This window comes from Achromobacter sp. GD03932 (assembly GCF_029839485.1).
In the GTDB taxonomy this organism is placed as follows: Bacteria; Pseudomonadota; Gammaproteobacteria; order Burkholderiales; family Burkholderiaceae_B; genus Achromobacter; species Achromobacter bronchisepticus_A.
Genome location: NZ_JAOCAT010000002.1, coordinates 272021 through 298592, shown reverse-complemented (window position 1 = coordinate 298592; position 26572 = coordinate 272021). Strand labels below are relative to the sequence as shown.

The 26572-nt window shown below is 66.6% G+C and carries 29 protein-coding genes; 19 read left to right on the top strand and 10 right to left on the bottom strand.

Going from position 1 to position 26572, the window contains the following annotated elements:
* Window positions 1–110 precede the first annotated feature (110 nt).
* From N5C88_RS03135 to N5C88_RS03125, 3 genes are all read left to right on the top strand, one after another.
* Window positions 111–893, top strand: a complete 783-nt coding sequence (locus N5C88_RS03135) for an amino acid ABC transporter substrate-binding protein (RefSeq protein WP_059377702.1) — start codon at window positions 111–113, stop codon at window positions 891–893.
* Between the two features lie 84 nt (window positions 894–977).
* Window positions 978–1658 (top strand): ABC transporter permease subunit, encoded by a 681-nt coding sequence (locus N5C88_RS03130; protein WP_280014680.1) that lies wholly within the window; start codon window positions 978–980, stop codon window positions 1656–1658.
* Complete coding sequence (locus tag N5C88_RS03125; RefSeq protein WP_251880980.1) at window positions 1655–2410, top strand: amino acid ABC transporter ATP-binding protein; 756 nt, start codon at window positions 1655–1657, stop codon at window positions 2408–2410. The genes N5C88_RS03130 and N5C88_RS03125 overlap by 4 nt, the downstream gene beginning before the upstream one ends.
* A gap of 53 nt (window positions 2411–2463) precedes the next feature.
* Here N5C88_RS03125 and N5C88_RS03120 read toward each other — a convergent pair whose 3' ends face one another.
* From N5C88_RS03120 to N5C88_RS03090, 7 genes are all read right to left on the bottom strand, one after another.
* Window positions 2464–3006, bottom strand: coding sequence for a hypothetical protein (locus N5C88_RS03120; RefSeq protein WP_118934786.1), 543 nt, complete (start codon window positions 3004–3006; stop codon window positions 2464–2466).
* Window positions 3007–3120: 114 nt separating this feature from the next.
* Window positions 3121–5277, bottom strand: a complete 2157-nt coding sequence (locus N5C88_RS03115; RefSeq protein WP_251880977.1) for a TonB-dependent receptor — start codon at window positions 5275–5277, stop codon at window positions 3121–3123.
* Between the two features lie 56 nt (window positions 5278–5333).
* Window positions 5334–5984 carry a hypothetical protein gene (locus N5C88_RS03110; RefSeq protein ID WP_118934782.1) on the bottom strand — a complete coding sequence of 217 codons (651 nt, stop codon included), beginning with the start codon at window positions 5982–5984 and terminating at the stop codon, window positions 5334–5336.
* A complete protein-coding gene (locus N5C88_RS03105; protein ID WP_280014666.1) occupies window positions 5981–6586 on the bottom strand; it encodes a hypothetical protein in 606 nt (201 codons plus the stop codon). The genes N5C88_RS03110 and N5C88_RS03105 overlap by 4 nt, the downstream gene beginning before the upstream one ends.
* A 3-nt stretch (window positions 6587–6589) precedes the next feature.
* Window positions 6590–7327 carry an ABC transporter ATP-binding protein gene (locus N5C88_RS03100; RefSeq protein WP_118934779.1) on the bottom strand — a complete coding sequence of 246 codons (738 nt, stop codon included), beginning with the start codon at window positions 7325–7327 and terminating at the stop codon, window positions 6590–6592.
* Window positions 7320–8405: an iron ABC transporter permease gene (locus N5C88_RS03095; protein WP_280014665.1), complete on the bottom strand. Its 1086-nt coding sequence runs from the start codon at window positions 8403–8405 to the stop codon at window positions 7320–7322. Before N5C88_RS03095 ends, N5C88_RS03100 begins: the two co-directional genes overlap by 8 nt.
* On the bottom strand, window positions 8389–9459 hold the full coding sequence (locus tag N5C88_RS03090) for an ABC transporter substrate-binding protein (protein WP_118934777.1): 1071 nt from the start codon (window positions 9457–9459) through the stop codon (window positions 8389–8391). The genes N5C88_RS03095 and N5C88_RS03090 overlap by 17 nt, the downstream gene beginning before the upstream one ends.
* Window positions 9460–9571: 112 nt before the next feature.
* Here N5C88_RS03090 and N5C88_RS03085 point away from each other — a divergent pair, with 112 nt between their 5' ends.
* A complete protein-coding gene (locus N5C88_RS03085) occupies window positions 9572–10267 on the top strand; it encodes a Crp/Fnr family transcriptional regulator (protein ID WP_165867971.1) in 696 nt (231 codons plus the stop codon).
* A 4-nt stretch (window positions 10268–10271) separates the two neighbouring features.
* Here the strand turns inward: N5C88_RS03085 and N5C88_RS03080 are convergent, their stop codons facing one another.
* Entirely contained in the window at window positions 10272–10955 is a 684-nt protein-coding gene (locus N5C88_RS03080; RefSeq protein ID WP_059377697.1) for a M23 family metallopeptidase, read from the bottom strand.
* Window positions 10956–11165: 210 nt separating this feature from the next.
* Here N5C88_RS03080 and N5C88_RS03075 point away from each other — a divergent pair, with 210 nt between their 5' ends.
* From N5C88_RS03075 to cyoD, 10 genes are all read left to right on the top strand, one after another.
* Window positions 11166–11591 (top strand): DUF2946 family protein, encoded by a 426-nt coding sequence (locus tag N5C88_RS03075; protein WP_059377694.1) that lies wholly within the window; start codon window positions 11166–11168, stop codon window positions 11589–11591.
* Window positions 11592–11652: 61 nt separating this feature from the next.
* Window positions 11653–12276, top strand: a complete 624-nt coding sequence (locus N5C88_RS03070) for an SCO family protein (protein WP_280014664.1) — start codon at window positions 11653–11655, stop codon at window positions 12274–12276.
* A 28-nt stretch (window positions 12277–12304) separates the two neighbouring features.
* Window positions 12305–12796, top strand: coding sequence for a copper chaperone PCu(A)C (locus tag N5C88_RS03065; RefSeq protein WP_280014663.1), 492 nt, complete (start codon window positions 12305–12307; stop codon window positions 12794–12796).
* A 246-nt stretch (window positions 12797–13042) separates the two neighbouring features.
* Entirely contained in the window at window positions 13043–13402 is a 360-nt protein-coding gene (locus N5C88_RS03060) for a DUF4148 domain-containing protein (RefSeq protein ID WP_059377687.1), read from the top strand.
* Window positions 13403–13635: 233 nt separating this feature from the next.
* Window positions 13636–14838 carry a HAMP domain-containing histidine kinase gene (locus tag N5C88_RS03055; protein WP_059377685.1) on the top strand — a complete coding sequence of 401 codons (1203 nt, stop codon included), beginning with the start codon at window positions 13636–13638 and terminating at the stop codon, window positions 14836–14838.
* 5 nt (window positions 14839–14843) lie between these two features.
* Complete coding sequence (locus N5C88_RS03050) at window positions 14844–15395, top strand: response regulator transcription factor (protein WP_042794894.1); 552 nt, start codon at window positions 14844–14846, stop codon at window positions 15393–15395.
* Window positions 15396–15653: 258 nt separating this feature from the next.
* Window positions 15654–16562 (top strand): ubiquinol oxidase subunit II, encoded by a 909-nt coding sequence (cyoA, locus tag N5C88_RS03045; protein WP_054451657.1) that lies wholly within the window; start codon window positions 15654–15656, stop codon window positions 16560–16562.
* Between the two features lie 2 nt (window positions 16563–16564).
* A complete protein-coding gene (gene cyoB / locus N5C88_RS03040) occupies window positions 16565–18541 on the top strand; it encodes a cytochrome o ubiquinol oxidase subunit I (protein ID WP_054451658.1) in 1977 nt (658 codons plus the stop codon).
* Window positions 18542–18544: 3 nt separating this feature from the next.
* Window positions 18545–19159, top strand: a complete 615-nt coding sequence (cyoC, locus tag N5C88_RS03035; RefSeq protein WP_042794897.1) for a cytochrome o ubiquinol oxidase subunit III — start codon at window positions 18545–18547, stop codon at window positions 19157–19159.
* A complete protein-coding gene (gene cyoD, locus N5C88_RS03030) occupies window positions 19159–19509 on the top strand; it encodes a cytochrome o ubiquinol oxidase subunit IV (RefSeq protein WP_054451659.1) in 351 nt (116 codons plus the stop codon). The genes cyoC and cyoD overlap by 1 nt, the downstream gene beginning before the upstream one ends.
* Window positions 19510–19592: 83 nt before the next feature.
* Here the strand turns inward: cyoD and N5C88_RS03025 are convergent, their stop codons facing one another.
* On the bottom strand, window positions 19593–22103 hold the full coding sequence (locus N5C88_RS03025; RefSeq protein WP_280014662.1) for an ankyrin repeat domain-containing protein: 2511 nt from the start codon (window positions 22101–22103) through the stop codon (window positions 19593–19595).
* A 168-nt stretch (window positions 22104–22271) separates the two neighbouring features.
* Here N5C88_RS03025 and N5C88_RS03020 point away from each other — a divergent pair, with 168 nt between their 5' ends.
* Window positions 22272–22904 (top strand): nitrogen fixation protein NifQ, encoded by a 633-nt coding sequence (locus N5C88_RS03020; protein WP_280014661.1) that lies wholly within the window; start codon window positions 22272–22274, stop codon window positions 22902–22904.
* A gap of 9 nt (window positions 22905–22913) precedes the next feature.
* Here the strand turns inward: N5C88_RS03020 and N5C88_RS03015 are convergent, their stop codons facing one another.
* Entirely contained in the window at window positions 22914–24998 is a 2085-nt protein-coding gene (locus N5C88_RS03015) for a TonB-dependent receptor (protein ID WP_347881380.1), read from the bottom strand.
* A gap of 78 nt (window positions 24999–25076) precedes the next feature.
* Here N5C88_RS03015 and N5C88_RS03010 point away from each other — a divergent pair, with 78 nt between their 5' ends.
* From N5C88_RS03010 to N5C88_RS02995, 4 genes are all read left to right on the top strand, one after another.
* Window positions 25077–25292 (top strand): SlyX family protein, encoded by a 216-nt coding sequence (locus tag N5C88_RS03010; protein ID WP_059377677.1) that lies wholly within the window; start codon window positions 25077–25079, stop codon window positions 25290–25292.
* Between the two features lie 297 nt (window positions 25293–25589).
* Window positions 25590–25946, top strand: coding sequence for a DUF4148 domain-containing protein (locus N5C88_RS03005; RefSeq protein WP_042794901.1), 357 nt, complete (start codon window positions 25590–25592; stop codon window positions 25944–25946).
* 148 nt (window positions 25947–26094) lie between these two features.
* On the top strand, window positions 26095–26271 hold the full coding sequence (locus N5C88_RS03000; RefSeq protein WP_280014660.1) for a hypothetical protein: 177 nt from the start codon (window positions 26095–26097) through the stop codon (window positions 26269–26271).
* 51 nt (window positions 26272–26322) lie between these two features.
* A complete protein-coding gene (locus tag N5C88_RS02995) occupies window positions 26323–26475 on the top strand; it encodes a hypothetical protein (RefSeq protein ID WP_280014659.1) in 153 nt (50 codons plus the stop codon).
* Window positions 26476–26572: the final 97 nt, after the last annotated feature.

The following is a 26572-nucleotide window of genomic DNA, read 5'->3' as shown; positions in this document are numbered from 1 at the left end:
CCTTATGCTTTGTGGAAAAATAGACGCGTTGTTAGAGTGCGGCTACGCCGGAGGGCATTGCAGGCACGGATGCTCTCCACCGAGATATCTGCCATCCGTGGAGCACCGCCATGAAACTCTTCCGTACGCTGTTCGTCGCCGGCCTCGTCCAGGTCGCCGCCTTGTCCGCGGCCCATGCCCAATCCGGACTGGACCAGATCAAATCCGCCGGCGTGTTCAAGATCGGCACCGAAGGCACCTACGCCCCCTTCACTTTCCACGACGCATCCGGCCAGCTTACCGGGTTTGACGTGGACATCGGCCGCGCCATCGCGGAACGCCTGGGCGTCAAGGCGCAATTCGTCGAAGGCAAGTGGGACGGCCTGATCGCCGGCCTGGACGCCAAGCGCTACGACGCGGTGATCAACCAGGTCGGCATCACCGACGCGCGCCGCGCCAAGTACGACTTCTCGGATCCCTACATCTCGTCCGCCGCCGTGCTGATCGTGCGCGACGACAACACCAGCATCAAGTCCTTCGACGATCTGAAGGGCAAGAAATCCGCCAACACGCTGACCAGCAACTTCGGCAAGCTGGCCCAAAAGCATGGCGCGGAAGTGATCGCGGTGCAGGGCTTCAATGAAGCCATCGACCTGCTGACCTCGGGTCGGGTCGAGGCCACGGTGAACGACAACCTGTCGTTCCTGGACTTCAAGAAGCAGAAGCCCAATGCCAAGGTAAAGATCGCCGCCACCGACAAGACCGCCGAGTTCAGCAATTCGGGCGTGCTGATCCGCAAGGGCAACCCCGAACTGCAGGCCGCCATCAACAAGGCGCTGGCCGACATCAAGGCGGACGGCACCTACAAGACCATCTCGGTCAAGTATTTCGGCACGGACCTGTCGGCGCAATAAGCGAGCGGAGCGCATATGACGCTACCCCCCTGGCTGCAATCCGTCCTGCCCGACTGGCTGCTGGCGCAACTCGGCAACTGGGCGGTGCCGGCCTGGGTGCAGCTGATGCTGGACTCGTTCTGGCCCCTGCTGCACGCGGGGCTGATGTTCACGGTTCCGCTGACGCTGATGTCGTTCGCGCTGGGCCTGGCGCTGGCCTTCGTGGTGGCGCTGATCCGGCTGTTCGGCCCGGCGCCGCTGGTGGCCGTGGTGCGCTTCTACGTCTGGCTGATCCGCGGCACGCCGCTGCTGGTGCAGCTGTTCGTGATCTTTTACGGCCTGCCCAGCGTCGGCATCGTGCTGGATCCGCTGCCGGCCGCGCTGATCGGCTTCACCCTCAACGTGGGCGCGTACAACTCGGAAGTGATCCGCGGCGCCATCGAGTCCATCACCAAGGGCCAATGGGAAGCGGCGTACTCGCTGAGCATGACGCGGGCGCAGGCGCTGCGCCGGACCATCCTGCCGCAGGCGGCGCGGGTGGCCGTGCCGCCCCTGTCCAATTCCTTCATCGCGCTGGTCAAGGACACCTCGCTGGCGGCGGTGCTGACCGTGCCCGAGATCTTCCAGGCGGCGCAGCGCATTGCCGCCGTCACCTATGAACCGCTGATCCTGTACACCGAGGCGGCGCTGATCTACCTGGTGTTCAGTTCCGTCCTGTCCGCCGCGCAGATGCGCCTGGAACGGCGCTTCGGCCAGCACGCGGTCTTTACCGAGAAAAACCGATGATCCGCCTGGAAAAGATAGAAAAGGCGTTCGGCGGCAATCCCGTGCTCAAGCAGGTGGACGTGAGCATCGCCGAAGGCAGCGTCACCGCCCTGATCGGCCCGTCCGGCAGCGGCAAGAGCACCTTGCTGCGCTGCGTGAACCTGCTGGAAGTGCCGGACCGAGGCACGCTGGAGATCGGCCCGGAAACGGTGCATTTCGAACCCGGCCGCAAGCTCTCGCGCGACCAGGTCCAGCGCGTGCGCAAGCAGACCGGCATGGTGTTCCAAAACTTCCAGCTGTTCCCGCACCAGACCGTGATCGGCAATGTCATGGAAGGCCTGCTGACCGTGCAGAAGTGGCCGCTGGACCGCGCGCGCGCCCGCGCCGAGGAATTGCTGCGCAAGGTCGGCATGCTGGAAAAGCGCGACGCCTGGCCCGCCAACCTGTCGGGCGGACAGCAGCAGCGCGTGGCAATCGCCCGCGCGCTGGCGCCCGCGCCGCGCGTGCTGCTGTGCGACGAGCCGACTTCGGCGCTGGATCCGGGCCTGGCCGCCGAAGTGGTGGACGTGCTGCGCCAGCTCGCCGCCGAAGGCATGACCATGCTGATGGCCACCCACGACCTGCGCCTGGCGGCCAGCGTATCGCGCGAAGTGGTGTTCCTGCTGGATGGCACGGTGGTCGAATCCGGCGACTCGCGCACGCTGTTCAGCCAGCCGGCGGACCCGCGCACGGCGGCGTTCATATCGACGCTGACGCAGGATGCCGCGCTGTAGGACGGCAGGAGCCGGTGGGGCGAGCCCCCGTCAGGCCCGCCGTCCCTGCCGCCTCAGCCCTCCTGGCTTTCCATTGCCCGAAAATCGAACAGCGTTGCAGGTTCGGCCGCGATGACCCGCGCGGCGATATCGCGCCGCAGTTCGGCGTGAACGCGCTGGGCGTTCGGCGCGGGATTTCCCAGCAAGTCAAAAAATTCCGGCGGCAGCACGCCGGGGCGCAACACGCCCTGGACGCTGCGCGCGCCGCGGCGCAGATGGAAGCTGTATGACTTGTCCGCGCCGCGGCTGTAGCGCGCTTCGGGCAGCGTCAGGTCCACCTCGTAGCAACCGCGCGTGACGGCGCGCGTGACGAATTCGAATGCGTCGCGCACGCCTGGGCCGGGATGCCCGCTAATGACGGACAACTCCTTGCGCGGCACTGGCACGCCATCCTGTTCCAGCCTGGACAGCGCGCCGCGCAGACCCTGGAAAGTCAGCGCCAGCATGGCAAGCGCGCCATGGCCATGATAGGCCTGGACCGCGTCGAAACAGATGGGTAGCGGCCCTTCCTCGGCCATCACGGTCAATGAGGAAACTTGTTGTTCAGGGGTGATCATGGATTCTCTCCGTATCGTGCGCGGCGACGGGCCGCCGCCATGGCGGCCCGCCTGCGCGTGGGTGGGTCTGGGATTGAATGACGCGCCTGGGCGCGCCGGGGCGGACAAGCCTACTCAGAAGCGCGTGCGCAGCGTCAGGCTGAAACTGCGGCCGGGTTCCAGCAGCGGATTCAGATCCGTCATGGCGTAGGCCACGTTGGATGAGGTCGCCGCGGTGCGGTAGGCGCGGTCGAACAGGTTGTTCACGCCCAGCACGACCTGGGTATTGCCTAGCTGCGGCAGCCCAAGGCGATCCAGCTGGAACTGGGCGTAAAGATTCACGACGCCAAAGCCCGCCGCCGGATACTCCGCGCGTTCCGCGTAGCGGCTCTGGCCCTTGGCCCATTGCAGTTCGCCGCTCAAGGCATAGGCTTCATTGGGGCTCATGTATTGCAGGCCGACCAGGCCGCTGAAGGGCGCGATCGATTGCAGCGGCGTGTCGGTCGTGCGGTTGGTGCCGTGCAGGTAGCTGGCGTTGCCGTACAGGTTGACCTCGCGGCTCAGCTGCCAGCGCCAATCCAGCTCCAGGCCCTGGATCCGCGCCTTGCCCACGTTGCGGCGCTGCGTGGCGGGCAGGCCTTCATAGGTGGTGGTGACGTTCTCCAGGAAGTCGCTGTAGTTGCTGCTGAAGGCGGTCAAGCCGACGGTGGCCTGCTCGAAGTGCAGCCGGGTGCCGGCCTCCACGGTCACGCCGCGCTCCGGTTTCAGGCCCGGATTCGGAATGGTGTAGCTGGTGCCGGTATAGCCGCTGCTGAACATCTCCGAGGTCCAAGGCATGCGGAACGAGCTGCCCACGCTGCCCAGCAGTTCGACGACTTCGGTGGCGCGGTAGGACAGCCCCAGGCTGCCGGTGGTGGCGGTCTCGGTCGTGTTCTGCGCGGCGCGGAATGCCGGCAGCAGATTGGGCGACGGCAAGGGCTCCAGTCCCACGTCAGACTTGAACCAGTCGAACCGGCCGCCAGCGGTAACGGTCCATTTGGGAGCGGGTTTCCACTCCGTGGTCAGGAACGCGCCGACGTTGGTCTGGTACTGGTCCGGTCCGGTCTTGACGTAGGGCGTGCTGGTGGTGGTGGTGCCGTTGGGACGACGCACCGTGATATCGCTGCGCGATTCCGATCCGGGACGGCGCTCGTGCATGAAGTCCAGGCCAAAAGTCGTATTGGTGTCGGCCCAAGGCACCGTGGCGGCCACGCTGCCGCCCCACACGACGGGACCGATCACGTTGTTGCGCGCGTCGACCACGCGCGCCGGATTGGTTTCGTTGTGCGTAGCCATGACGGTGCCGAACTCGTTCACATAGACGCTGGCCTTGAGCGCGCTGATGGCGCCGTCGAACTCGCCGCTGTAGGCCAGCCTGCCCTGCTTCACCTTGAGCGGATCGCGGCGGCTATAGCTCAGCGGATACGGCGGCACCGTGCCGGCCGCGCCGTCCTTGACGTAGGCCACGCGGGCGCTGGCCTCGATGCGTTGGCGCGCATCCGGCATGTAGCCCAGCACGATGCCCCCGCCCGCGCCGCGGAAGTCGCTGTTCGGCACTTCGCCCGCCGCGCTGTCATAGTTGCTGGCGCGGCGTCCGGTGGCGTAGACGCGCAGGTCGAAGCCGTCGCCGGCGCCTTCCAGCGCCACGTTGCTCTGCACGCCATCGCCGTTGGTGTTGTACGTGACCGAAGCCTCGCCGCCGTTCAGGCCGAAGGGCTGGCTCAGGTTGCCGTGCGCCCGCTTGGTTACGAAATTGACCAGCCCGCCCAGGCCATCGCTGCCGAAGCGCGAGGAGTTCGGCCCGCGCACCACTTCGACTTGTTCGATCTCGGTCGGACTGATCAGCATGAACTGCAGCGTATTGCGGCCGCGGAAGCGGTCGCCGTCGATGAACATCGGCACCCGCATGTCGTTGGTGTTCAGCCCGCGCAGGAATAGCGTACCGGCGATGCCCCCACTGCGGCTGATGGTGGCGTTGGGCACGCGGCCCAGCAGGTCCAGCGTGCTCATCGTGTTCAGCCGGTCGATGTCCTGGCTGTCGACCACGCTGACTGCCTGCGTGACATTGTGGTCGATCGAGGCCGCGGGCGGCGTCGCCCCCATCGGCCGCAGGCGGCCGTCATCGGGCTGGCCTTCGGCCGTGACCTGGATCGACGGCAGTTGCGGAACGTCGGCGGCGGCGCTGGGCGCGGCCATGGCGGCGGTCAGCAGTCCGGCGCCGACCAAGGGGGCATACAAATAGGAGCGTTGCATACAAGCACACAAGAGAGAGGGGCAAAATCGGAATGGGCGCGGAGAGCCGCGCTGCGTCAGCCGGGAGGGATGTCCTGACCGACGGCAGGCGTGGAATCCTTCAACCAGGGCAGAAACCCGCGCAGGAAGCGGCTGGACGCCGGCATGAAATAGCTGCCGTGGTGGTACATCGGGTCCAGCGAGGTCACGATCAGCCGGCCCGGCGTGCTGCACCTGTCTTCGTACAGCACCGATCCGGCGCCGGCCTTGTCGATCAGGGACAGCGCGCCCGGCGGCGGCGCGAAGGAACCGTGCTGATGCCAGGTAGCGTCGGCCAGCGTCAAATAGCGGAACAGCGGATGTTCGGGCGCCGCCAGGCGCAGGCCGGAGTCGGCGTCCGGCTCCTTCCACCACCAGAAGTTCACTTCGGACGGGGTCCAGCGCACGCCGTCCAGCCAGCGTTCGGAATGCGTTTCGCCCATGGCGACCAGGGTCTTGCCCGCGGCCAGGAAGCGGCGCCAGAGCTCCCGGTGCGGCGTCAGCAGATCCGGATTGCTGCGGCAGGACACGATCAGCGCATCGCAGCCCTCCAGCGCGGCTGGGTCCAGGTCGCGGATGTATATCGTGCGGTCGATATGCGGCATCAGCTCCGGCGTGCGGAAGGTGCGATGGTGGTAATAGGTGCCGGCGTCCAGCGCCGCGATTACGGGGGTGGGGCCTGCAGTCATGCCGCGTCTCCGTTCAGCCAGGCGCACAGTTGCGGGACGATGCGGCCGGCGCTGTCGGCGCTGCCGGCATACATCCACAGGTCATTGCCGGAATGCACCAGCAGCCGCCCGCCGCCCGGCAGGGCCAGGATCCAATCGATGGCCTGGGCGTCAGGTCCCAGCGTGTTGAGGACCAGCGCGCCGGCCGGCGCGGGGTTGCTGCCGCGGGCGTAAAAGCCAGCCACGCCGCGGCGGAACGTCAGGTGCTCGGGATCCACGCCGTCAAAGAGCGGATGGGGCGCGGCGCGCTGCACTCGCAGGCCCGCGATGCCCGCGCCGGAGCCCGGCACGAAGGGTGCGAGCCAGCGCAGAAAGGGATAGGCAACATGGCCGTTGAAGACCAGCGTGCCGCCCGATTCCAGATAGGCTTCCAGCAGCGCGCCCTGCTGCAACAGATAGCGCTGGTCCGTGTGCGCCGGGAGCAGCAGCGCGCGGAATCCGGAAAGATCGCGCTCATGCAGTTGATACAGCGGCACGCAGGCCGCGCGCGGCGCGGCGCCGCCGGTCAGCGCGGCGGGACCGTCCCCGCTCCAGTTGTTCAGGTAGGCAATCGTGTTTTTCATGATTCAGCGGAAGACGGGGATCACGCCGACGATGTCGCCGGACTCGCCGTGTAACGTGGCCACGCGCACCGGCAGGCCATACAGGCGGCTCAGGCGCTCGTCCACGCACATGCTGGCGGTGGGGCCGGTTTCGCAAGCGCCGGCATGCATGAGCAGGGTCTGGTCGGCGATGTGTTGCGCGTGCTGCGGCTGGTGCGTGGTGAAAACCACCGCCAGGCCCTGCTCCTGCGCCAGCCGGCGCAGCAGCGACAAAACCACGTCCTGGTTGCGCAGGTCCAGGGCCGCCGCGGGCTCGTCCAGGATGATGATGGGACTGGCGCTGGCCAAGGCGCGCGCAATGCAGGCCAGTTGTTGCTCGCCGCCGCTCAAGGCGTGGAACGGGCGGTCCGCCAGATGCCCCAGGCCGACCTGCCCCAGGCAGTCGCGAGCGATGCTCCAGTCCCGGGCGCCAGGCGCCGCATACCAGCGCAGATGCCGCGCGCGCCCCATGCTGACCATGGTCAGCACGTCGTAGGCGTAGAGCGTGTCGCTGCGCTGCGGAACATAGGCGGCGTGGCCTTGCAGGCGCACGGTGCCCGCGGCAGGAGGGTTCAGCCCCAATATCGTGCGCAGCAGCGTGGTCTTGCCGCGCCCGTTCGGCCCCAGCACGGCCAGGATCTGGCCCGCGGGCAGACTCAAGGACAGGTCGCTCAGCAGGCGCCGGCCGCCTGCCTGCACGGACAGTTGTGCAAGTTCAAGCATGCTGCGCCCCCTTGCTCTGGGCGCGGCGCAACAGCCATGCGAACAGCGGCGCGCCGATCAGCGCGGTAATCACGCCCAGCGGAATCTCGGCGCTGGTGGCGCTGCGGGCCACGGTATCGACCCACACCATGTAGGTGCCGCCGATCAGGGCGCTGGCCGGCAGCAGCACGCGGTGGTCGGGGCCGACCAACATGCGCGCAATGTGCGGCACCACCAATCCCACCCAGCCCACCGTGCCCGATACGGCCACGCTGGCCGACACCACCAGCGTGGCGCAGCCCAGCAGCAGCCAACGCAAGGGCTCCACGGCGATACCCATGGCGCTGGCCTGCTCGTCGCCCAAGGACAGCACGTTGATGCGGAAACGCAGCGCGACCAGCAGCGCCATGCCAGCCACGATGGGCGGCACGGCGGCCGCCAGCTTGACGTAGGTTGCGGTGGCGAAGCTGCCCATCAGCCAGAACACGATGGCCGGCAAGCTGTCGTTCGGATCCGCGAAGTACGTGGTCAGCGAGATCAACGCGGAAAAGAAGGCGCTGGTCACCACGCCCGCCAGCACCAGCATCAGGATCGTCGTGCGGCCGTTGGAACGGCCCAGCAGATAGACCACGGCCACCGCCAGCAGGCCCCCGGCAAACGCCAGGCCCAGCGTTGCCCACAGCGATGAGAACAACAGGATCGCCGCGCAGCCGCCAAACGCCGCGCCCGAGGAAATGCCCAGGATCTGCGGCCCGACCAGCGGATTGCGGAAAGCGCCTTGCAGCGCCGCGCCGCACATCGCCAGGCTGGATCCGGCCAGCACCGCCAGCAGCACGCGCGGCAAGCGCACCTGCATGACGACGCGATGCTCCGTGGCGCCGACCGACGGCAGCCAGTTCGCCAGGCCGTCCGGCAATGCGAGCCCGGCCAGCACGCTGGACACCTGCGACAGCGCCAGGGGGTAGCGGCCGACGCACAGCGCCGCCAACACGGACGCCGGCAGCGCCAGCGCCATCAGCAGCCACGGCCACGCCCACAGCCCCGGCCGCGCGCAAGTGCCCGCGGCAGGCGCGCGCGCCGTTTCAACGGAAGCGTTCATAGCCCGCGGCTCCCTCGTTCATTTTCAGGCGCAGCACTGCGTCGACCTCGCCAGCGGCAGGCTGATATCCATAGAGTTCGCCGTAGGCCCGCGCGATGTTGTCCCGCAAGGGCCAGGAGAATTTTTCCGGGTGCAGCAGCATGCTCAGCCACTGCCAGTACAAGGGCGATTCCTGGCTGGGGGGATCCCACAGATAGCCGCCCATCGGCACCTTGTAGACGCGGCGATCGCGCACGGCGGGGATGTCGGCAAACAGCGGGTCGCCATACAGGGTTTCGGGCGTCAATCCCGATTCGAAGTTGTTCAGCAGGATCACCTCGGGCGCCCAGGCCATGATCTGCTCGATGTTCACGGTCTGGCCGCTGGCGATGGCAGCCGAAACATTGCGCCCGCCCGCCAGGGTGATGTCGTCCTCGAAGCTGGTGTTGCCGCCGGCTGCGCGCAGCTGCGGCGCATAACGCGACAGGTACAGCACCCCCGGCCGCTTGGCGGCCGGAATGCCATCGGTGACGACGCGGATGTCCGCGCGCACCTGATCGCGCCAGCGCAACTGGGACTGCGCGCGAGCCTCCTGCCCCAGCGACTGGCCCATCAGGCGTATCCATACGCGGGTACGGTCTTCGGTGCCGTACACCAGCGCCGCGGTCGGCAGTCCGGCATTGCGCAGAGGTGCGATCAGATCGTCGCCCATGTGCCCCCACTGCCACACCAGATCGGGCTGGATCTGCAGCAGCGTTTCCACATTGGGCACGAAGCCGGACCGGGTGATGTCGGTGCGCACCTGGGCCGTGGCCGGAAAGATCCGCGCCAGCAGCCCGTCCTTCATCAACCCGTGGGCGCTGGGATGCATGCCGGCCAGGCGCTGTGCGCCCCCATCCAGCGAGATGAGCAGCGATCCGGCCGGCATCGGCAGGGTCACTGCGCGTTGGGCTGGCGCTGACAGGCTCACGGGATTGCCCAGCATGTCCTGGAACACGATGGGCGCCGCGTTGGCGGCGGACGACAAGAAAACCCCTGCCGCCGCGGCGGTGCGGAAATACGCTGAGATGGTCATGTGGGAGTGGGTTGCGCAGCAAAGGCCGGTCATTGATGGCGGCCTCCGCAGTGGTACCATTACAAATAAGAATCAATCGCATTAATTCTATTTGCCAGAGCCCCCAGACCAAATGACTATTGTCAATTCACGATCCGCGCTCTTGATCGCGGCGCTGCGCCAGCATCCCTGGTTCGATGGCGTGGACGATGCCGCCCTGCTCGCCCTGGCGGGCGGCAGCCGCTGGTTGGAGTTCAACGCGGGCGACACGATTTTTTCGGAAGGCCAGGCGGCCTCCTCCTGCCTGCTGGTGTGCGCGGGATCGCTGCAGGGCGTGCGCTACACGGCGGATGGCGGCGACAAGGTATTCGGCCATGTCGGGCCGGGCGGCTGGCTGTCCGTTTCCACGCTGTTCGAGGCCACGCCGCGGCACCTGCACGGCGTGCGCGCGCGTACCGAGGGCAATGGCTGCCTGCTCAATGCCGCGGCATTCCGCCAGCTCTGCCTGAACGACGCGCGCTTCGCCTGCCGCGTCATGGCGCATTGCGCCAACCTGATCCGCCATCACACGGATCAGATCGATTGGCTGACGTCGAGTTCGGCCGAGGAACGCCTGGCCGAATACATCCTGCGCGCGGGCAAGCCGCAAGACAACCGGCCCGTGGTGCTGCCGCTGAGCCATTCGCAGATAGCGGTCAAGCTGGGCATGCGCGCCGAAACGCTGAGCAGGATATTCTCGAAATGGCGACGCCAGGGCTATATATCGGACCGCCGCGGCGAGCTATGCATCCTGCAGCTGGATTCGCTCAAGCAGCTGGTGCAACTCTAAGCTCCTACTTCGGCGGCAGGGACCCCGCCGGGTCGACCGCCTGGCCGTCGTAGCGCAGCTCGAAATACAGCCCGACCTGCTTGCTGTCGCTATTACCCATTTCAGCGATCTTCTGCCCCTGGCTGACGCGCTGCCCTTCCTTGACCAGCAGCTTGCTGTTGTGGGCGTAGATGCTCAGGAAGCTGGCGTTGTGCTTGACGATGACCAGGTGGCCATAGCCGCGCAGGCCGCTGCCGGAATAGGCCACGGTGCCTTGCGCCGCGGCCACCACCGGCGTGCCAGAGGAATTGCTGATGACGATGCCGTTGGAACCCGAACCGTCATAGCCGCGCGTGACCTTGCCCTGGGCGGGCCAGACCAGCGAGATCGCCCCCGGCGGGGCGGTGCGGCGCTTGGCGGTCGAGGTAGACGACTTGGGCGAAGGGGCAGGCTTGCCGCGCGCCTTGCTGGGCGCGGTGGACGTGCTGGCCTGCCCAGCCGGCGGCGCCACCCGCAACAATTGCCCGACTTCGATGGCATTGGAATTCGACAGATTGTTCCAGCGCACCAGATTGCTCACGCTGGTGCCCTGCTTGCGCGCGATCTGGGTCAGCGTGTCGCCCGACTGCACACGGTAGTAGCCGGGCTGGACCTTGGTGGTGCCGCAGGCGGACAGCAGAGCCAGCAGCGCCACGGCCAGCACGCACATCCACAAGCGGAAGGACGGCCTGCCCCGGCGTACGGCAGCGGGCAACGTGGAAAGAGGCAGGGTCTGGGCGGACGAGGAAAGCACTGAAACCTGAGGCACTGAGTGGGATGTCGGGAGATATTTGAGTGCGTTCAAGGGTACCAAGATTTTGGCGGGCCATGGGCGCCGGCGTCAGATGCTTGCGCCGGTCGCGCGGGATAGAATGCCGCCATGACCCGCCTGATCCGCCTCCAGCACCTCGGCAGCGCCGCACGCGCGCGGGGCGTGCTGTGGCTGGCGCTTCTGGCCCTGGCGCTGCGCGCGCTGGTTCCGGCGGGCTACATGCCCGACGCCCGGGCGCTGCACGACGGCCGGCTTGAAGTCACGTTCTGCTCGGCCGCGGGCGACGTCTCCGCGCTGACGCTGGCGTTGTCGCCCGGCGACAAGAACAAGGCCGGCCACGATGCCGCCGATGCCGGCGCGCTCTGCCCCTTCGGCCTGCTGGCGCACGTCGCGCCCGCTCCGGCCCCCGCGCTCACCCCCCTGCTGCTGGCCGCCGGCCGGCACGCACTGCCCGCGCCTGCCAGCGCCGCCCCGCCCGCGTCCACCGCCGCGGGACCGCCGCTGGGTTCCCGCGCTCCTCCACGCCTCGCCTGACTCCGCCTGCACGCGCGGCCCCGCCGCGCCCCTGGACGAACCGTCAACCGACGAGGTTTTCATGCATTCCCCCTTTCTGCGCGCGCCATCCGGCGCGGCGCGCTCCCATGCGCCCGATCCGCGGCGCCGCCTGCTGCTGTCCTCTGTCGCCCTGCTGGCCTTGGCAGGCTGCGGCCCCGATGCGCCCAAGCTGCACGGCATGGATCTGTCCGGCATGCCGTCCGGCGACTTCCAGCTGCAGGACACCGAGGGCCGCGAGCGCAAGCTGGCCGACTACGCCGGCCAGCCGATCATGCTGTTCTTCGGCTTCACGCAATGCCCGGACATCTGCCCCACGGCGCTGACCCGCGCCGTCGAGATCAAGAGCCTGCTGGGCGCGGACGCCAAGAAGCTGCGCGTCCTCTTCATCACCGTCGATCCCGAACGCGACACGCCGGAAATCCTGCGCGCCTATACCCAGGCCTTCGATCCCGACTTCGTCGGCCTGCGCGGCAATGCCGAGCAGACGCGCGCCGCCGCGCAATCGTTCAAGGTCTTCTACCAGAAGGTCGCGACCGGCTCGTCCTACACCATGGACCACACCGCGCTGACCTACGTCATCGACGCCAGCGGCAAGCTGCGCATCGCCCTGCGCCATCAGCAAAGCGCTCAGGAATGCGTGGACGACCTGCGCACCGTGCTCTGACCAGAATCTATATAGAGAGGCAACCCTCATGAAAAACACCACGATCAAATCCCTGGCGGCCGCCTTCGCCTTCTGCGCCCTGGCCGGCGCCAGCCCTTCCGCGTTGGCCCAGGATGCCGCCCTGAAGGTGGACGACGCCTGGGTGCGCTCCACCGTGCCCAGCCAGCACGCCACCGGCGTCTTCATGCGCCTGACCTCCGCCTCCGGCGGCCGCCTGGTCGGCGTGGAATCGCAGGCCGCCAAGCACGTCGAAATCCATGAAATGGCGATGCAGGACAACGTCATGAAGATGCGCCAGGTGCCGGGCATCGCGCTGCCCGCGAACCAGACCGTGGAGCTCAAGCCCGGCGGTTATCACGTGATGCTGATCGATCTGGCCGGCCAGATCTCGCCCGGCGAGCACGTTGCCCTGACGCTCATCGTCGAGGATGCCGACAAACGCCAGCGGCGCGTGCCGGTGGACGCGCTGGCGCGTCCGCTGAACGCGGCAACCGCCCCGGTCGCCGGCCACGGCCACTGAGCCCGCAGCGTCCCCTGAAAGTGGCTTGACAGCTATGCTACACGCCTGAAACAGCTTCATTGCAACAAGGCCGTCCTGCGTGCAACGCCGCGCCGCGCGCCGGGTCGAATTGGAAAAGGTCCGGCGCGCGCCATCGCGGCGCGCCCGGCCAGGCTTTCCCGCATCCAGGAATCGCCCGCAGGCAGCATCGCGGACGTCGGCGCGGCCGGCACGATGGCCGCAAGCTTTGATTGCCAGGAGCGTTTCATGAAGACCCTCAGCAAGACCTTATTGCTATGCGCCGGCTTGGCAGCCGCCGGGGCCGTGCAGGCCCAGACCACGCAGTACACCCACGACCTCTACGGCGACTGGCGCGTCACCTACGCCGCCCCCGCCGCCAAGACGGCGGACCAGGTCAGCGCCGAACTGGCCCAGGCCAAGGCCAACGGCCAGTACACCTTCGGCGACGAAGACTATCCTCCCCCGGTCATGTCGCACCAGTCTGAAACCCGCGCCCAGGTTGAGCAGGAATTGCAGCAGGCGCAGATCCAGGGCCAGATGGCGTCCGACGAGGAAGACTACCCGCCGCCCGCGATGGCCCATAGCGGCACCTCTGATATCCATTGAGACAGAGGCCGGAACGGTGGCAGGTCCGGGCGTCACGCAGGCATATCAGGGACACATTGATTGCCCGCTGACCGGCGGCGGCGCCTGATTCGCCATACAATGCCAGCACATCCACCGCCGCCCTGCCTGAAGGCGCGGCGGCAGCCGGCCCAGCCGCCGCGCGCCGGATGCCAGCGTTCCGCGCAGCCGGGCGCGTGCCCGCCGGCAGCCTGCCGGCACCTCTGTGTCTGGATATGCCCGGTAGTTCCGCCTTTTCATTCCTGCGTACCCTCTGCAGCCTGCGCTGGCTCGCCATCGCGGGCCAAGCCGCCACCATTCTGCTGGCCAGCAGCGTCCTGGGCCTGGCCCTGCCGCTGGAGCCGCTGTGGATCGGCGTCGGCGCGCTGATCGGCTTCAACGCCTACGCCAGCCTGCGCCTGCGCCACCGCCGCGACCTGTCCCACGCCACCGCCTTCGGCCACCTGTTCGTGGACATGGCGGTGCTGGCCTGGATGGTGGGCTGGAGCGGCGGCATCAGCAATCCCTTCGGCATGATGTTCCTGATCCTGACCGCGCTGGCGGCCCTGGCGCTGCCGCGCAACTGGGCACTGGCCGCGGCCGTGGCGGGCATCTCGGGCTACGCGGCGGCCGCGATCTTCGGCCAGCCCCTGCGCGGCGACGTCGACACCCACACCCTGCTGCTCTGGGGCATGGGCGCCAACTTCCTGATTTCGGTGGTGGTGGTGCTGGTGTTTTCGACCCGCCTGGCCTCGGACCTGCGCGACCGCGAGCGTGAACTGGCGCGGCTGCGCGAACGCTTCACCCGCAACGAAGGCATCGTCGCCCTGGCCACCCACGCCGCGGCGATGGCGCATGAATTGAACACCCCGCTGGCAACCATGACCCTGCTGGCCGACGAGATCGCCGCCGAGGTCAAGGACGAAGACCTGCGCGCCGACGTCTCCACGCTCAGCCAGCTGCTGGCCCTGTGCCGGGAACGTATCCGCAATCTGGCGGTCCCAACCGCGGTGGACCTGGTCCGCGTGGTGGGGCAATGGCGCCTGATCCGGCCGACCATCGATCTGCAGCGCTCGGGCACCCTGCCCGGCAGCCTGCGGGTCGATCCGGCCATCGCCCACCTGCTGCAGGCCCTGCTGAACAACGCGGCGGACGCCGGCGAAGCCGCCGACGCGCCCCGCGTGGACCTGCATCTGGAGTACGGTTATGGCGCCTTGCGCGGCGAAGTCAGGGACTACGGACGGGGCTTCGATCCCGACCAGACCCTGCTGCCGGCGACCAGCCTGTTCAACAGCGGCAAGCCGGGAGGGCTGGGCGTGGGCCTGGCGCTGTCGCACGCCACGGTGGAACAGATGGGCGGCGAAATGACCATGACCGCCGCCGAAGACGGCGGCACGCGTATTCGCTTTTACCTCCCGCTGGGGAGTACCGGGACTTGAGTGCAATGAACCCAACCGATCTTGGCCTGCTGATCGACGACGACGAACTGTATGTGCGCACCCTGCAGCGCAGCCTGTCGCGCCGCGGCCTGGAAACCCGAACCGCCACCGGCATCGCCGAGGCGCTGCGCGTGGCCGAGGAAATCCGCCCCGCCTTCGCCCTGGTCGACCTGCGCCTGGGCGAAGACTCCGGCCTGACCCTGATCCGCCCGCTGCGCGCCCTGCGCGCCGACATGCGCATCCTGCTGGTCACCGGCTATGCCAGCGTGGCCACCGCCGTCGAGGCCATCAAGCGCGGCGCCGACGACTACCTGCCCAAGCCCGCCACCGCGCCGATGATCCTGCGCACCCTGGGCCTGGTGAAGCCGGAAAACGTTACGATCGAAACCACCATGACACCGTTGCACCGCCTAGAATGGGAGCACATTCACCAGGCCCTGCACGAAACCGGCGGCAACGTTTCGGCGGCGGCGCGCCTGTTGGGCATGCACCGGCGCTCCCTGCAGCGCAAACTGGCCAAGAAACCGGGGCCGGAACGCGAAGTGCTCATCGACTGATTTGTGCGGATGCGACAAATTGTCGCAGACCCCACATGTGCGGGTGCGACATATCGTCGCACCCGGGAACCTGGCAGCAAGCCCCTGCTCCCCTAGGAAAACCCTGAATCTGTTCCCCTTGGGGCGGAATCCTCCCAGGCAATGCGACCATTCGTCGCATGCTTGACCCATATCAAGCCGATAGGATGGACGTTGCTGCCTAGCAGCATTCCAGTCTGCTGCTATGCAGCATTTTCCACCTTCCATCCAAGGCTGTACGTGAAACACCCCCTCCTTGCGACCCTTACGCGCATTCTCAGCGTCGGCGCGGTCATGCTGCTTGGCGGCTGCAACATGGAAATCCTCTCCCCCAAGGGAGATATCGGCATTCAGGAAAGGACTTTGCTGTTCACGACGACCGGGCTCATGCTCATCGTCGTGATTCCGGTCATCGTCATGATCCTGGTTTTTGCCTGGAAATACCGCGCATCCAACACCAAAGCTGACTACCAGCCCAAGTGGGCCCACTCCACGGCGATCGAAATCGTGGTCTGGACCGTCCCTTGTATCATCGTGGCCATCCTGGCCGTGATCACCTGGCGCTCGACGCATGCGCTGGATCCCTACAAGCCGCTCGTGTCCGAACACAAGCCGGTGACCATCGAGGTGGTTTCGCTGGATTGGAAGTGGCTGTTCATCTACCCCGAGTACGACATCGCCACGGTCAACGAGATCGCCTTCCCGGTCGATGTTCCGGTCAATTTCCGGATCACCTCGGCCACGGTCATGAACTCGTTCTTCATCCCCCAGCTGGGCAGCCAGATCTACTCGATGGCTGGCATGGAGACCAAGCTGCACCTGAACGCGCGCGAAGCCGGCACCTACGCTGGCATCTCGGCCAACTACAGCGGCGCCGGCTTCTCCGGCATGCGCTTCAAGGCCATCGCGATGTCCCAGGACGGGTTCGACAACTGGGTCAAGGAAGCCAAGGCCGCCCCGACCGCACTGACCCCCGAGGTCTATGCAGAGCTGACCAAGCGCAGCGAGCACAACCCGGTCGTCAAGTACTCCTCGGCGCCCCCCGCCATGTTTGATTTCATTCTTGGCAGCACCATGACCAAGATGGCCGGCGTGGACTCCGCCACGTGCACCCCCACGTCGAACAATCTGATCGCAGGAATTAACTAACAATGCTCGGGAAACTCACCCTCGAGGCCATTCCGTACCATGAACCCATCGTCATGGTTACGCTGGCCGCCGTGTGCCTGGGAGGCCTAGCGGTCTTCGGCGCCATCACCTACTTCCAGAAGTGGAAGTACCTCTGGACGGAATGGCTGACCACCGTCGACCACAAGCGCATTGGCGTGATGTACATCATCGTCGCCCTGATCATGCTGCTGCGCGGCTTCGCCGACGCCATCATGATGCGTACCCAGCTGGCGGTCGCGTCCGCCGACTCGGCCGGCTTCCTGCCGCCGCACCACTACGACCAGATCTTCACCGCCCACGGCGTCATCATGATTTTCTTCATGGCGATGCCCTTCATTACCGGGCTGATGAACCTCGTGGTGCCGCTGCAGATCGGCGCCCGCGACGTGGCCTACCCGTTCCTGAACTCGCTGAGCTTCTGGCTGTTCGGCGCCGGCGTCGCGCTGATGATGATCTCGCTGTTCGTGGGCGAATTCGCCGCGACCGGCTGGCTCGCCTATCCGCCGCTCTCCGGACTGGACTACAGCCCGAGCGTGGGGGTGGACTACTACATCTGGGCGCTGCAGATATCCGGGCTGGGCACCACGCTTAGCGGCATCAACTTCATCGTGACCATCCTGCGCATGCGCGCGCCGGGCATGAGCCTGATGAAGATGCCGATCTTCACCTGGACCTCGCTGGTCACCAACGTCCTGATCGTCGCCGCCTTCCCCGTGCTGGCTGCAACGCTCGCGCTGCTGACGATGGACCGCTACCTGGGCACGCACTTCTTCACGAACGACATGGGCGGCAACGTCATGATGTACGTGAACCTAATCTGGATCTGGGGCCACCCCGAGGTCTACATCCTGGTGCTGCCGGCGTTCGGCGTGTATTCGGAAATCGTCGCCACCTTCGCCCGCAAGACCCTGTTCGGCTACAAGTCCATGGTCTACGCCACGGCCGCCATCGGCGTGCTGTCGTTCCTGGTCTGGCTGCACCACTTCTTCACCATGGGCGCGGGAGCCAACGTCAATGCCTTCTTCGGCATAGCGACAATGATCATCTCGATCCCGACGGGCGCGAAGATCTTCAACTGGCTGTTCACCATCTACCGCGGCCGCCTGCGCATCACGACGCCGGTGCTGTGGACGCTGGGCTTCATGATCGTGTTCGTCATCGGCGGCATGACCGGCGTGATGCTGGCTATCCCCGGCGTGTCGTTCGTGCTGCACAACAGCCTGTTCCTGATCGCCCACTTCCACAACACCATCATCGGTGGCGTGGTGTTCGGCTGCATCGCCGGCATGACCTACTGGTTCCCCAAGGCCTTCGGCTTCAAGCTGAATGAGCGTCTGGGCCGCTACTCGTTCTACTGCTGGTTCGTCGGCTTCTTCCTGGCCTTCATGCCCCTGTACATCCTGGGCTTCAAGGGCATGACCCGCCGCCTGAACCACTACGACAACCCCGAATGGCAGCCGTACCTGCTGGTCGCCCTGGCTGGCGCCGCGCTGATCATGCTGGGCATCTGGTTCCTGCTGCAGCAAGTGTTCGTCTCGATCCGCCAGCGCAAGCAGAACCAGGACATCACGGGCGACCCCTGGGATGGCCGTACGCTGGAATGGGCCATTTCTTCGCCCGCTCCTTTCTACAACTTCGCCCACGTGCCGCACGTTGACTCGCTGGACCAGTTCTGGGAAGACAAGCAGAACGGCAAGGCCTACAAGCGCCCGGCCAAGTACGAAGACATCCACATGCCGAAGAACACCGCCGCCGGCGTATTCATCGGCGCCTTTGGCCTGGTCATGTGCTTTGCGCTGATCTGGCACATCTGGTGGCTGTCCATCGTCGGTTTCGTCGGCATGATCGGTTCGTTCATCGTCCGCGCCTATGACCGCGACGTCGACTACTGGGTCCCGGCCGCGGAAGTCGAACGCATCGAAAACGCTCACTTTGACAAAATGCAGAAGGCCGCCTGAGCCATGATTCAAGCCGTAGCCACTCACCCCCACGCGGGTCACGACGATCACGCGCATCATGACGATGGATCCAAGACCGTATTCGGTTTCTGGGTCTATCTGATGAGCGACTTGCTGATCTTCTCGGTGCTGTTCGCCACGTTCGCGGTGTTGTTCAACGCCACCGCGGGCGGCCCGACGGGCAAGGAACTGTTCGATCTGAAGTTCGTGCTGGTCGAAACGCTGTTGCTGCTGTTCTCCAGCTTCACCTTCGGCATGGCCAACCTGAACGTGCACGCCAACAACAAGAGCCGCGCCATGGGCTGGTTGATGGTGACGTTCCTGTTCGGCGCGGGCTTCATCGCGATGGAAGTCTATGAATTCCATCACCTGATCTCGATCGGCGCCGGCCCGGGCCGCAGCGCGTACCTGTCGGCGTTCTTCACGCTGATCGGCACCCACGGCCTGCACGTCACCTTCGGCCTGATCTGGATCATCGTCCTGCTGGACATGATCCGCCGCCATGGCCTGGACTCGATCAACAAGCGTCGTCTGGCGTGCCTGAGCCTGTTCTGGCACTTCCTGGACATCGTCTGGATCTGCGTCTTCACCTTCGTCTATCTCATGGGAGCCATCTGATGTCGCACTCCGCTGCGGCCGCACACGGCCACGACGATCACGCCGCCGACCACGGCAGCCTGAAGTCCTACATCATCGGTTTCGTGCTTTCGCTGCTTCTCACCTTCGGCTCCTTCGGCCTGGTGATGAACGGCGGACTGTCCCACGCCATCACCATCGCCGGCGTGGTTGCGCTGTGCGTGCTCCAGTTGCTGGTGCAACTGGTGTACTTCCTGCACATGGGCGCATCGAAGTCGGCCCGCGACAACCTGGCCACGTTTGTCTTCACCGTCATGATCATCGCCATCATCGTCGGCGGTTCGGCATGGGTGCTGTACAACATGAACGTCAACATGGGCCACGCCATGTAATGACGGCTCGCCGTTGAAGCAAAAAAAACAGGCGCCTGCGGGCGCCTGTTTTTTTGCGCGGCGATCCTGCGATCGCGTCGGCCTCAGCCGGCCGGCCGCAAGCTCAGCGTGATATTGGCGCGGCGCGCCAGTTCGCTTGCGCTGACCCCCACGAAAGGCTGCACCCGAGCGCGCTGGTTCAGGTCGCAGGCGGGCGCGGCCTCGGCGCCATCCAGCACCTGCTTCACCGCGCGCGCGCCTGCCGGTCCCTGCGGGCTGCCGTCCTGGCTCGCTTGCCAGGCCAGCATGTCGGCCACCGCCGCGCCGCAGCGCCAGGGCGTGCGGTACAGGCCGGCGTCGTGTTCCAGCAGCATTTTTGCCTTGGTCTCCTGGCCCAGCCTCAGCATGATGACCAGCGGCAGCGCGTCGGGGTCGGCCACGCCCTGGATGCGGATGCCTTGATCGGTGCGATCCGACACATCGGCGCCCGCCTGCAGCCATTGCAGGTACAAGTCGTCCGGCAGCCACGGCAGGCTCAGCGGCGCGATCCGGTTGGCCAGCACGCCGGTCGCATCGGAGGCCTGCGTCAGCGGCACGCCGGCCGCCAGCAAACGCGCCGCCGTGGCGCGCAGCCGGGCGCGCAGTTCGTCCCAATCCGGGCCGTTCTGTTTGATCGCCGCACGGACCTCGACCTGGTTCCACACGCTCAACAGGCTGGACAGCGATTCCGGCGTCAGCGGCGCTTGCGGCTTGCCTGCGGCCTGGACCAACTGGTCCACCAGCGCCGGCTGCATATAGCGCGCCGCCAGGCTCAGCGCTTCGTTCAGGCCGTTGCGCTCCAGCGCCTTGCCCTCGCCGTAGCCGCCCACGGCCGGATCCGCGCCATGGGCCAGCGCGAAGCTCACCCGCTCGGGAATCGGATAGGCCACCCCAGGCGCCAGCTCGCCGCCGGGGGATTCACGCAGGGCTTCCAGCAGCGGCGTTTCCCACATCGCTCGGTTGCCGTAGTACATGCGCACGTAGGCGGCGTTGATGTCCGCGCCCTTGTCCAACAGCTTTTCGGCGTACCAGAAGTTCTTCGTGCTCTGCATGGCGGCATGCAGCAGCGAGCGCCCGTTCTTCTCGCGGGCGTTCGGATTGGCCCCCTTGTCCAGAAGATAGAGCAGATTGTCCTTGTCGCCGCTGTAGTAGGAAATGCGCCGCATCAGCAGCGGCGTGCCGCCGCTGTCCACGGCATCCACGGGCGCGCCTGCGGCGATCAGCGTGTCGGCCAACGCATAGCGCTCGGCGTCCGGCCGCGAGTCCTGACCGTCCGGCAGCGCGCTGGCCAATAGCGGGTAGCCGTTGTTGGAGCCGTCGGCCCGGGCGCCTGCCGCAAGCAATATACGCACGATCTCCAGCTGCTTGCGCGCTACCGCGACGGCCAGCGCCGGCGTGCCGTTTTCGTTGACGCCGTTGGGGTCTTGCCCGCGCGCCAATTCAGCCTGCACCGCGGCGACATCGCCGGCCTGGATCGCCTGGAAGATGGCCAGGCGCGGCCGGCAGGCCGCCGCGTCCAGGGCCGGCACGCCGAGCGCCGCGCCGATGCGGCCGGCGATGTTGCCGGGAATGGGTTCCTGCGCGGCCAGCCGGCGCGAGCAATACTGCCGGTAATCCTCGCGCGCCAAGGCCTCGAAATGGCCGCGCTTGTCGCCCGCCTTTCCTGCCTGCTGCCAGCGTGCATCGGCGCGGTTCAGGTACGCCGCCGTGCGCGCCGGATCGCGCCGCAGCACCTCGCCGAGAAAGAGGTCGGCTTCCTGCGCCTCGCCCGATTCGGCCAGCCAGAAGCCGTAGTCGTTGAAGGCCGTCAACACCTCGGGATCCTTGCCGGTGGGATCGACATCCCGATAATCGTTGCGCCAGAAAAAGCTGCGCAGCTCTCCCAGCGCGCGCCGGAACTCGGCGGTCTGCGCACGCGGAATGCCGCGGACATGCCGGTGTACGTCCAGCAGCCCGGCCTTCAGGTCCGGCCGCGGCCGATGCTCGAAGCTGATGGATTCGGGAAACGTCTTCAACAAGTCCGGGTAGTCCGCCAGCGGCGGCCGCAACGCCGCCAGGATCCGGGCTTTGCGCACATCATCCCAGGGCTGGTCGCTGCTCACGATCGCGGCGGAATTATCCGCGGTCACCTCGTAGGCACTGCCCTCCTCGTCCACCAGAAAGCCGGTCACCCACAGATCGCCATCGTAGGAATAGCCCACCCAATAATGGCTTTCCCCGTCGCGAGGCATCCTGACCCTTACGCTCTCCTTGTCGGTCTTGATTCCGGTGGGCGAGTACATCACCAACGGTCCGGAACGAAAATCCGGCCTGAATTTCCCACCCGGCTCCCGCACATAGCGGTACAGGTACAGCCGGCTCTGCAACTCTCCGACCAGCACCGCGTCCTTGACGTTCTCGGTACCCCACACGCGCTTCTCGGGTTCCCGCAACGGATAGCGCGACAGGCGGGCGGACTCGATGACGGCGCCGATATCGGAAGCCATCGCCCGCGGCGGCGCGGCGGCCAGGCCGGCCAGCGCCAACGCGACGGCGCCGAACAGGCGGGAGACTGCGGGACGGAACGGACGCGGCATGCGGAAGCTTCTGGGGACGGATGGAAAGAGGCCGATGATACGCGCCTTCCCGGTCCCGCCACGCCCCCTGCGATACCGCAAAGACTGCGGACAGCTTTCGTTATATATTGAACAACATAACGACTTCATTAACAGTTTAATAATCCCGCGGACGACGCAACCCCGACCATGCACGCCGTTTCCATCGCCCCCGCACCAGCCCCGGCCGACAGCGCCGGTCCCACCTTGCGGTTCGCCGGCGCGCTGCTGCGCCATGCGCCGCCCGGCCATCCCGACGCGGGATTCTTCGCCACGGTCATCGGCAAGAGCCTGGCCTGCGGCGACCTGGGACGCTGCGGCCTGTCGACCCGGGAACTGGAAGGCCTGATCGCGCGTCTCTTCCCCGGCGCGCTGACGGGCCATGATCCCGCGCTGGCGGACTTGCGCGAGCAAGCCGCCATCTACCCGGCCCGCGGCATGGATGCCGCTCAAACCGAATTCACGCGTCTGTTGCGCGCGCTGCTGGACACCTGGGCCGCCCCCGGCGCGGGCACCACGCCCTGGGTCAGCAGCGTGCTGACCCAGGCCTGTCTGCGGCCCGACCATCTGTGGCGGGACCTGGGCCTGTCGGGCCGCGAGGACGTGACTTTCCTGCTGGCGCGCCACTATCCGGGACTGGTGGTGCGCAATGTGCGCAACCTGCGCTGGAAGCAGTTCCTGGCCTATTCCGCCTGTGAGCAGGCGGGCCTGCCGCCGGCCGCGGCGCCAGGCTGTCCGGCCTGCGAGGACTATGGCTTCTGCTATCCGGACATGCCGGACTGAGGCCCGGCTTCAGAACCGGTACGTTGCCCCCAGGCCCGCTCCCAGACTGCGCCCGGCTGCCGGTTCGTAGTAGCGCCCATTGGTCTCGTTGACGATCACGGACCCGGCGTAGCGGCGGTCGAACAGATTGTCCACGCGACCATAAGCGTTCAGTTCCCAGGCCCCCGCCTTGAACACATAGCCCGCGCTCAAGGCCGCCACGAAATAGGCGGGCGCATCGCCGTCGTTGGCGTCGTTCACGTAGATCTTGCTGAGGAAACGCCCTTCCACCGTGGCCTGCCAACCTTCGGGCGGCGCCCAGGCCAGCGAGGCGAAGGCGGCCTGGCGCGCGATGCCGGGGATCTTGTTGCCGGCGCGGATGTCGCCGGGTCCGTCATCGGCATAACGCGCATTCATCCAGGTATAGGCGAGCTGCGCGCGGCCGTGGCGGGCGAATTCGCCGGACCAGCCCAGTTCCACGCCGTCGCGCCGCGTGCGGCCGGCGTTCTGGTACGTGGTCCGTCCGCCCGAGCTGCCCGCGGAGACGATCTCATCTTCGGTGCCCGTATGGAACACGGCGGCCGTCAGCAGGCCGCCTGCCAGGTTCGCCTTCATGCCGGCTTCCAGGTTGGTGCTGAGCGCGGGGGCCAGCCCGAAATTCAAGCCGGGCTGGCCCCCGGGCCGATACGAGATCTCATTGAGCGTCGGCGTCTCGAAGCCCCGGCCATATGACGCGTAGAGGCTCAGATCGGTGTCCGGCGCATAGCGGATGGCCGCCACCGGCAAGGCCTTGCGATAGCGCGCGTCGCCGCTGTCGTCGACGTTGCCCGGCGCGAGGTAGTGGTCGTTGGAATCGAAGCTGACGGTGCTGAAGCGCAAGCCCGCGTCCAGCGTCCAGCGCGGCGACACCTGCCAGGAAGCCTGCAGATAAGGATCGGCGTTGTAGACGGTATTGGTCTCGTCGCGCCGCAGCGCCCCCTGCACGCCCAGTTGGCGGCCGGCGCCTGCGCCGGTGTAGTTCTGGTAGCCCTTGCGGTCTTCGCGCATGGAATCGTAGGAAAAGCCGCCGATCACGGTCAGCGGCCGGCCCGCCATCGTCAGCTCGGAGGTCCAGCGCAGGTCCGCCCCGCCGTATTGCCGCTTCAGGTCGATGACGCCGCCCGCCTGGGTGGGCGCCGTCTGCGCGGCAGGAGGAATGGCTTGGTACTGCGTGGTGTCGCGCTGGCCGTAATAGACCATCACCCGCAAGGTATTGCGGCTGTCGACCTGGCGCTCGTAGATCGCCCCGCCCTGGGTCTGCCTGACCGTCTTGCGGGTGTCGTACTGCTCGGCCAGCGGCGCCGCGCGCGGATCGTCCTGGAACTGTTGATAGGTCAGGCCCAGCGGATCCTGGGCCTTGAGATCCACGCTGTTGGCCACGAGGGTCAGGCGGCTGGCGTCGTCCAGCTGCAGGCCCAGCTTGGCGTTGCCCAGGTTCTTGCGGGCGGCGCTGTGGTCACGGTAGCCGTCGGTGGTGAAACGGGTCAGGTCCAGCACGTAGTCCAGTCCGCCGCTGGCGCCGTTGGCGCGGGCGCCGTAGCGCCAGGTGCCGTAGCTGGCGCCCCAGCCGCTGGCCGTGAGCGACGGCGGCGCCACGCCATCCTCGGTCGACACCTGGATCACGCCGCCCGAGGAATTGCCGTACAGCGCCGAAAATGGCCCCCGCAGCACTTCGACGCTGCCGATGGAGCCTATGTCGATGTTTGAGGTCTGCCCTTGGCCGTCCGGCATGGTGGCCGGGATGCCGTCCACGTACAGGCGCACGCCGCGCACGCCGAAGGTGGAGCGCGCGCCAAAGCCGCGGCTGGAGATCTGCAGGTCCTGCGCGTAGTTCTGGCGGTTCTGGATCTGCAGGCCGGGTACGCCGGCCAGACCCTCGGACAGGTTGATGCCCGGCTGCTGCAGGCGCATGGCCGCACCCTCCACCACGTTGACCGAAGCGGGGGTATCCAGCACCGCGGTACCCAGGCGCGTGCCCGTCACCACCACCGCGGGCAGGAGCGGTTCGGCTTCCTGCGCCCAGGCGATTCCGGCCGGCAACGACGCCAGCAGGCCATGCACGGCCCAATGCCCCACGCCCGTACGCCACCACTGCCGCTGCGCCAAACACGTCTCCTGTAGGGGCCGCGGCGGGAATCGGTTCTAATACCCGCCATGGATAACTTGCAAGACATCGAACGCCGCCTGCTGGAGCTGGAGGTCAAGGCCAGCTTCTCGGACGATATGCTGGAACAGCTCAACCAGATCATCGTGCGCCAGCAACAGCAGATAGACCGGCTGATGCGCGAAGTGGCCGACCTGCGGCAGCAAGCGCCCGAGGGCGGCGCCCCCTTCCGCAGCCTGCGCGACGAAATTCCGCCGCACTACTGACGCTGCGCCTGCGGTACGGGCGGCGCGTCCGCGCTGCATTCCCCCTATCACGCCCAAACCGCATGGAATCGCCGTATTCCAGGCTTGCTCACGCCTGAAAATCCGTCCCCAATTCCATCAATGGAAAATATATCCTAATAAATTAGCTATCTTTCCACTGATGGGAATATCTTTTACCGATATACGGGTTTATCCCTAGTCCGATTCAGCGCACTATTGAGCCATCGGGAAACAGCAACGAACCAGACGGATAGGCCGCCGATTCGCTCCCAAAGCTCTTGAAATCGGAGATTTACCATGAAGACCCTCGCTACCGCTTTGATGATGTCCCTGGCCGCGCTAAGCGCCGGCGCCTACGCCGCCTCGCCCAACATCGAACCCAACAACGTCCCGTTCCAGGGCGTCTACGGCACGCCTTATGAAGGCCCGACCCGCGCCCAGGTGCAGGCCGAACTGGCCGCTGCCAAGGCTGCCGGCCAGATGGCTGAAGTGGAACCGAACAACGTGCCCTTCCAAGGCGTCTACGGCACGCCCCACACCGGCAAGACCCGCGCTGAAGTGCGCGCCGAACTGGCCGCCGCCCGCGCTGCCGGCCAGATGGCCGATGTGGAACCGAACAACGTGCCCTTCCAAGGCGTCTACCACGCCAACTGAGCGCACGCGGATTTACCCCTCCCCTTGTTGTACCTTGGCCGCCAGCTTCTGGCGGCCTTTTTTCGCCTGCGCAAGGCATTGTTCCATCCGTTCGCGTACTATCGCCCCAAGATCAGGCATAACACTACGACTCAACAGGGAGCCCATCTTGAAACACACTCGCGTTCTCGCCTCTTTGCTGGTGGCTTGCGGCATCGCCGCGCCGGCCTTTGCCGCGCCTCCAGTGATGCTGAACAATGCCATCATCACGCAGATCCCCAAGGCCGATCAGCCCTCCTACCGTGACGCCGTGGTGCAGGCGCTGAACAACTCGGCCGACGGCTAGCGCACCCAGTGGAGCAGCACGCACCAGCCGCGCAAGGCGCCGCCCATCACGGTGCAGCTGACCCCCACGCAGACCAGCAAACTCAAGGACGACCGCGTCTGCCGCTTCCTGGTTGGCGATTTCGCCCGCGGCGCCACCACCGAAAAGTGGCAGTTCTGGTTCTGCAAGCAGCCGGACGGCACCTGGAAGGCCAGCAGCAACTAAGCGCGCCGGACTCCAGCGCCCGAGCGCATAAAAAACGCGCCGCTCCATCCAGGGATGGGGTGGCGCGTTTTTTTCGCCTGGTCCGCGCGCCGCAAGG

Excerpts from the sequence above, each read along its gene's own strand:
- N5C88_RS03090 (WP_118934777.1), bottom strand. The coding sequence starts at position 9,459 with ATGACCATCTCAGCGTATTTCCGCACCGCCGCGGCGGCAGGGGTTTTC.
- N5C88_RS03065 (WP_280014663.1), top strand. The coding sequence starts at position 12,305 with ATGAAAAACACCACGATCAAATCCCTGGCGGCCGCCTTCGCCTTCTGC.
- N5C88_RS03120 (WP_118934786.1), bottom strand. The coding sequence starts at position 3,006 with ATGATCACCCCTGAACAACAAGTTTCCTCATTGACCGTGATGGCCGAG.
- cyoB (WP_054451658.1), top strand. The coding sequence starts at position 16,565 with ATGCTCGGGAAACTCACCCTCGAGGCCATTCCGTACCATGAACCCATC.
- N5C88_RS03055 (WP_059377685.1), top strand. The coding sequence starts at position 13,636 with ATGCCCGGTAGTTCCGCCTTTTCATTCCTGCGTACCCTCTGCAGCCTG.
- cyoD (WP_054451659.1), top strand. The coding sequence starts at position 19,159 with ATGTCGCACTCCGCTGCGGCCGCACACGGCCACGACGATCACGCCGCC.
- N5C88_RS03020 (WP_280014661.1), top strand. The coding sequence starts at position 22,272 with ATGCACGCCGTTTCCATCGCCCCCGCACCAGCCCCGGCCGACAGCGCC.
- N5C88_RS03110 (WP_118934782.1), bottom strand. The coding sequence starts at position 5,984 with ATGACTGCAGGCCCCACCCCCGTAATCGCGGCGCTGGACGCCGGCACC.
- N5C88_RS03095 (WP_280014665.1), bottom strand. The coding sequence starts at position 8,405 with ATGAACGCTTCCGTTGAAACGGCGCGCGCGCCTGCCGCGGGCACTTGC.
- N5C88_RS03075 (WP_059377694.1), top strand. The coding sequence starts at position 11,166 with ATGACCCGCCTGATCCGCCTCCAGCACCTCGGCAGCGCCGCACGCGCG.
- N5C88_RS03010 (WP_059377677.1), top strand. The coding sequence starts at position 25,077 with ATGGATAACTTGCAAGACATCGAACGCCGCCTGCTGGAGCTGGAGGTC.
- N5C88_RS03080 (WP_059377697.1), bottom strand. The coding sequence starts at position 10,955 with ATGTGCGTGCTGGCCGTGGCGCTGCTGGCTCTGCTGTCCGCCTGCGGC.
- cyoC (WP_042794897.1), top strand. The coding sequence starts at position 18,545 with ATGATTCAAGCCGTAGCCACTCACCCCCACGCGGGTCACGACGATCAC.
- N5C88_RS03025 (WP_280014662.1), bottom strand. The coding sequence starts at position 22,103 with ATGCCGCGTCCGTTCCGTCCCGCAGTCTCCCGCCTGTTCGGCGCCGTC.
- N5C88_RS03005 (WP_042794901.1), top strand. The coding sequence starts at position 25,590 with ATGAAGACCCTCGCTACCGCTTTGATGATGTCCCTGGCCGCGCTAAGC.
- N5C88_RS03115 (WP_251880977.1), bottom strand. The coding sequence starts at position 5,277 with ATGCAACGCTCCTATTTGTATGCCCCCTTGGTCGGCGCCGGACTGCTG.
- N5C88_RS03105 (WP_280014666.1), bottom strand. The coding sequence starts at position 6,586 with ATGAAAAACACGATTGCCTACCTGAACAACTGGAGCGGGGACGGTCCC.
- N5C88_RS03135 (WP_059377702.1), top strand. The coding sequence starts at position 111 with ATGAAACTCTTCCGTACGCTGTTCGTCGCCGGCCTCGTCCAGGTCGCC.
- N5C88_RS03050 (WP_042794894.1), top strand. The coding sequence starts at position 14,844 with ATGAACCCAACCGATCTTGGCCTGCTGATCGACGACGACGAACTGTAT.
- N5C88_RS03100 (WP_118934779.1), bottom strand. The coding sequence starts at position 7,327 with ATGCTTGAACTTGCACAACTGTCCGTGCAGGCAGGCGGCCGGCGCCTG.
- N5C88_RS03060 (WP_059377687.1), top strand. The coding sequence starts at position 13,043 with ATGAAGACCCTCAGCAAGACCTTATTGCTATGCGCCGGCTTGGCAGCC.
- N5C88_RS03125 (WP_251880980.1), top strand. The coding sequence starts at position 1,655 with ATGATCCGCCTGGAAAAGATAGAAAAGGCGTTCGGCGGCAATCCCGTG.
- N5C88_RS03070 (WP_280014664.1), top strand. The coding sequence starts at position 11,653 with ATGCATTCCCCCTTTCTGCGCGCGCCATCCGGCGCGGCGCGCTCCCAT.
- N5C88_RS03085 (WP_165867971.1), top strand. The coding sequence starts at position 9,572 with ATGACTATTGTCAATTCACGATCCGCGCTCTTGATCGCGGCGCTGCGC.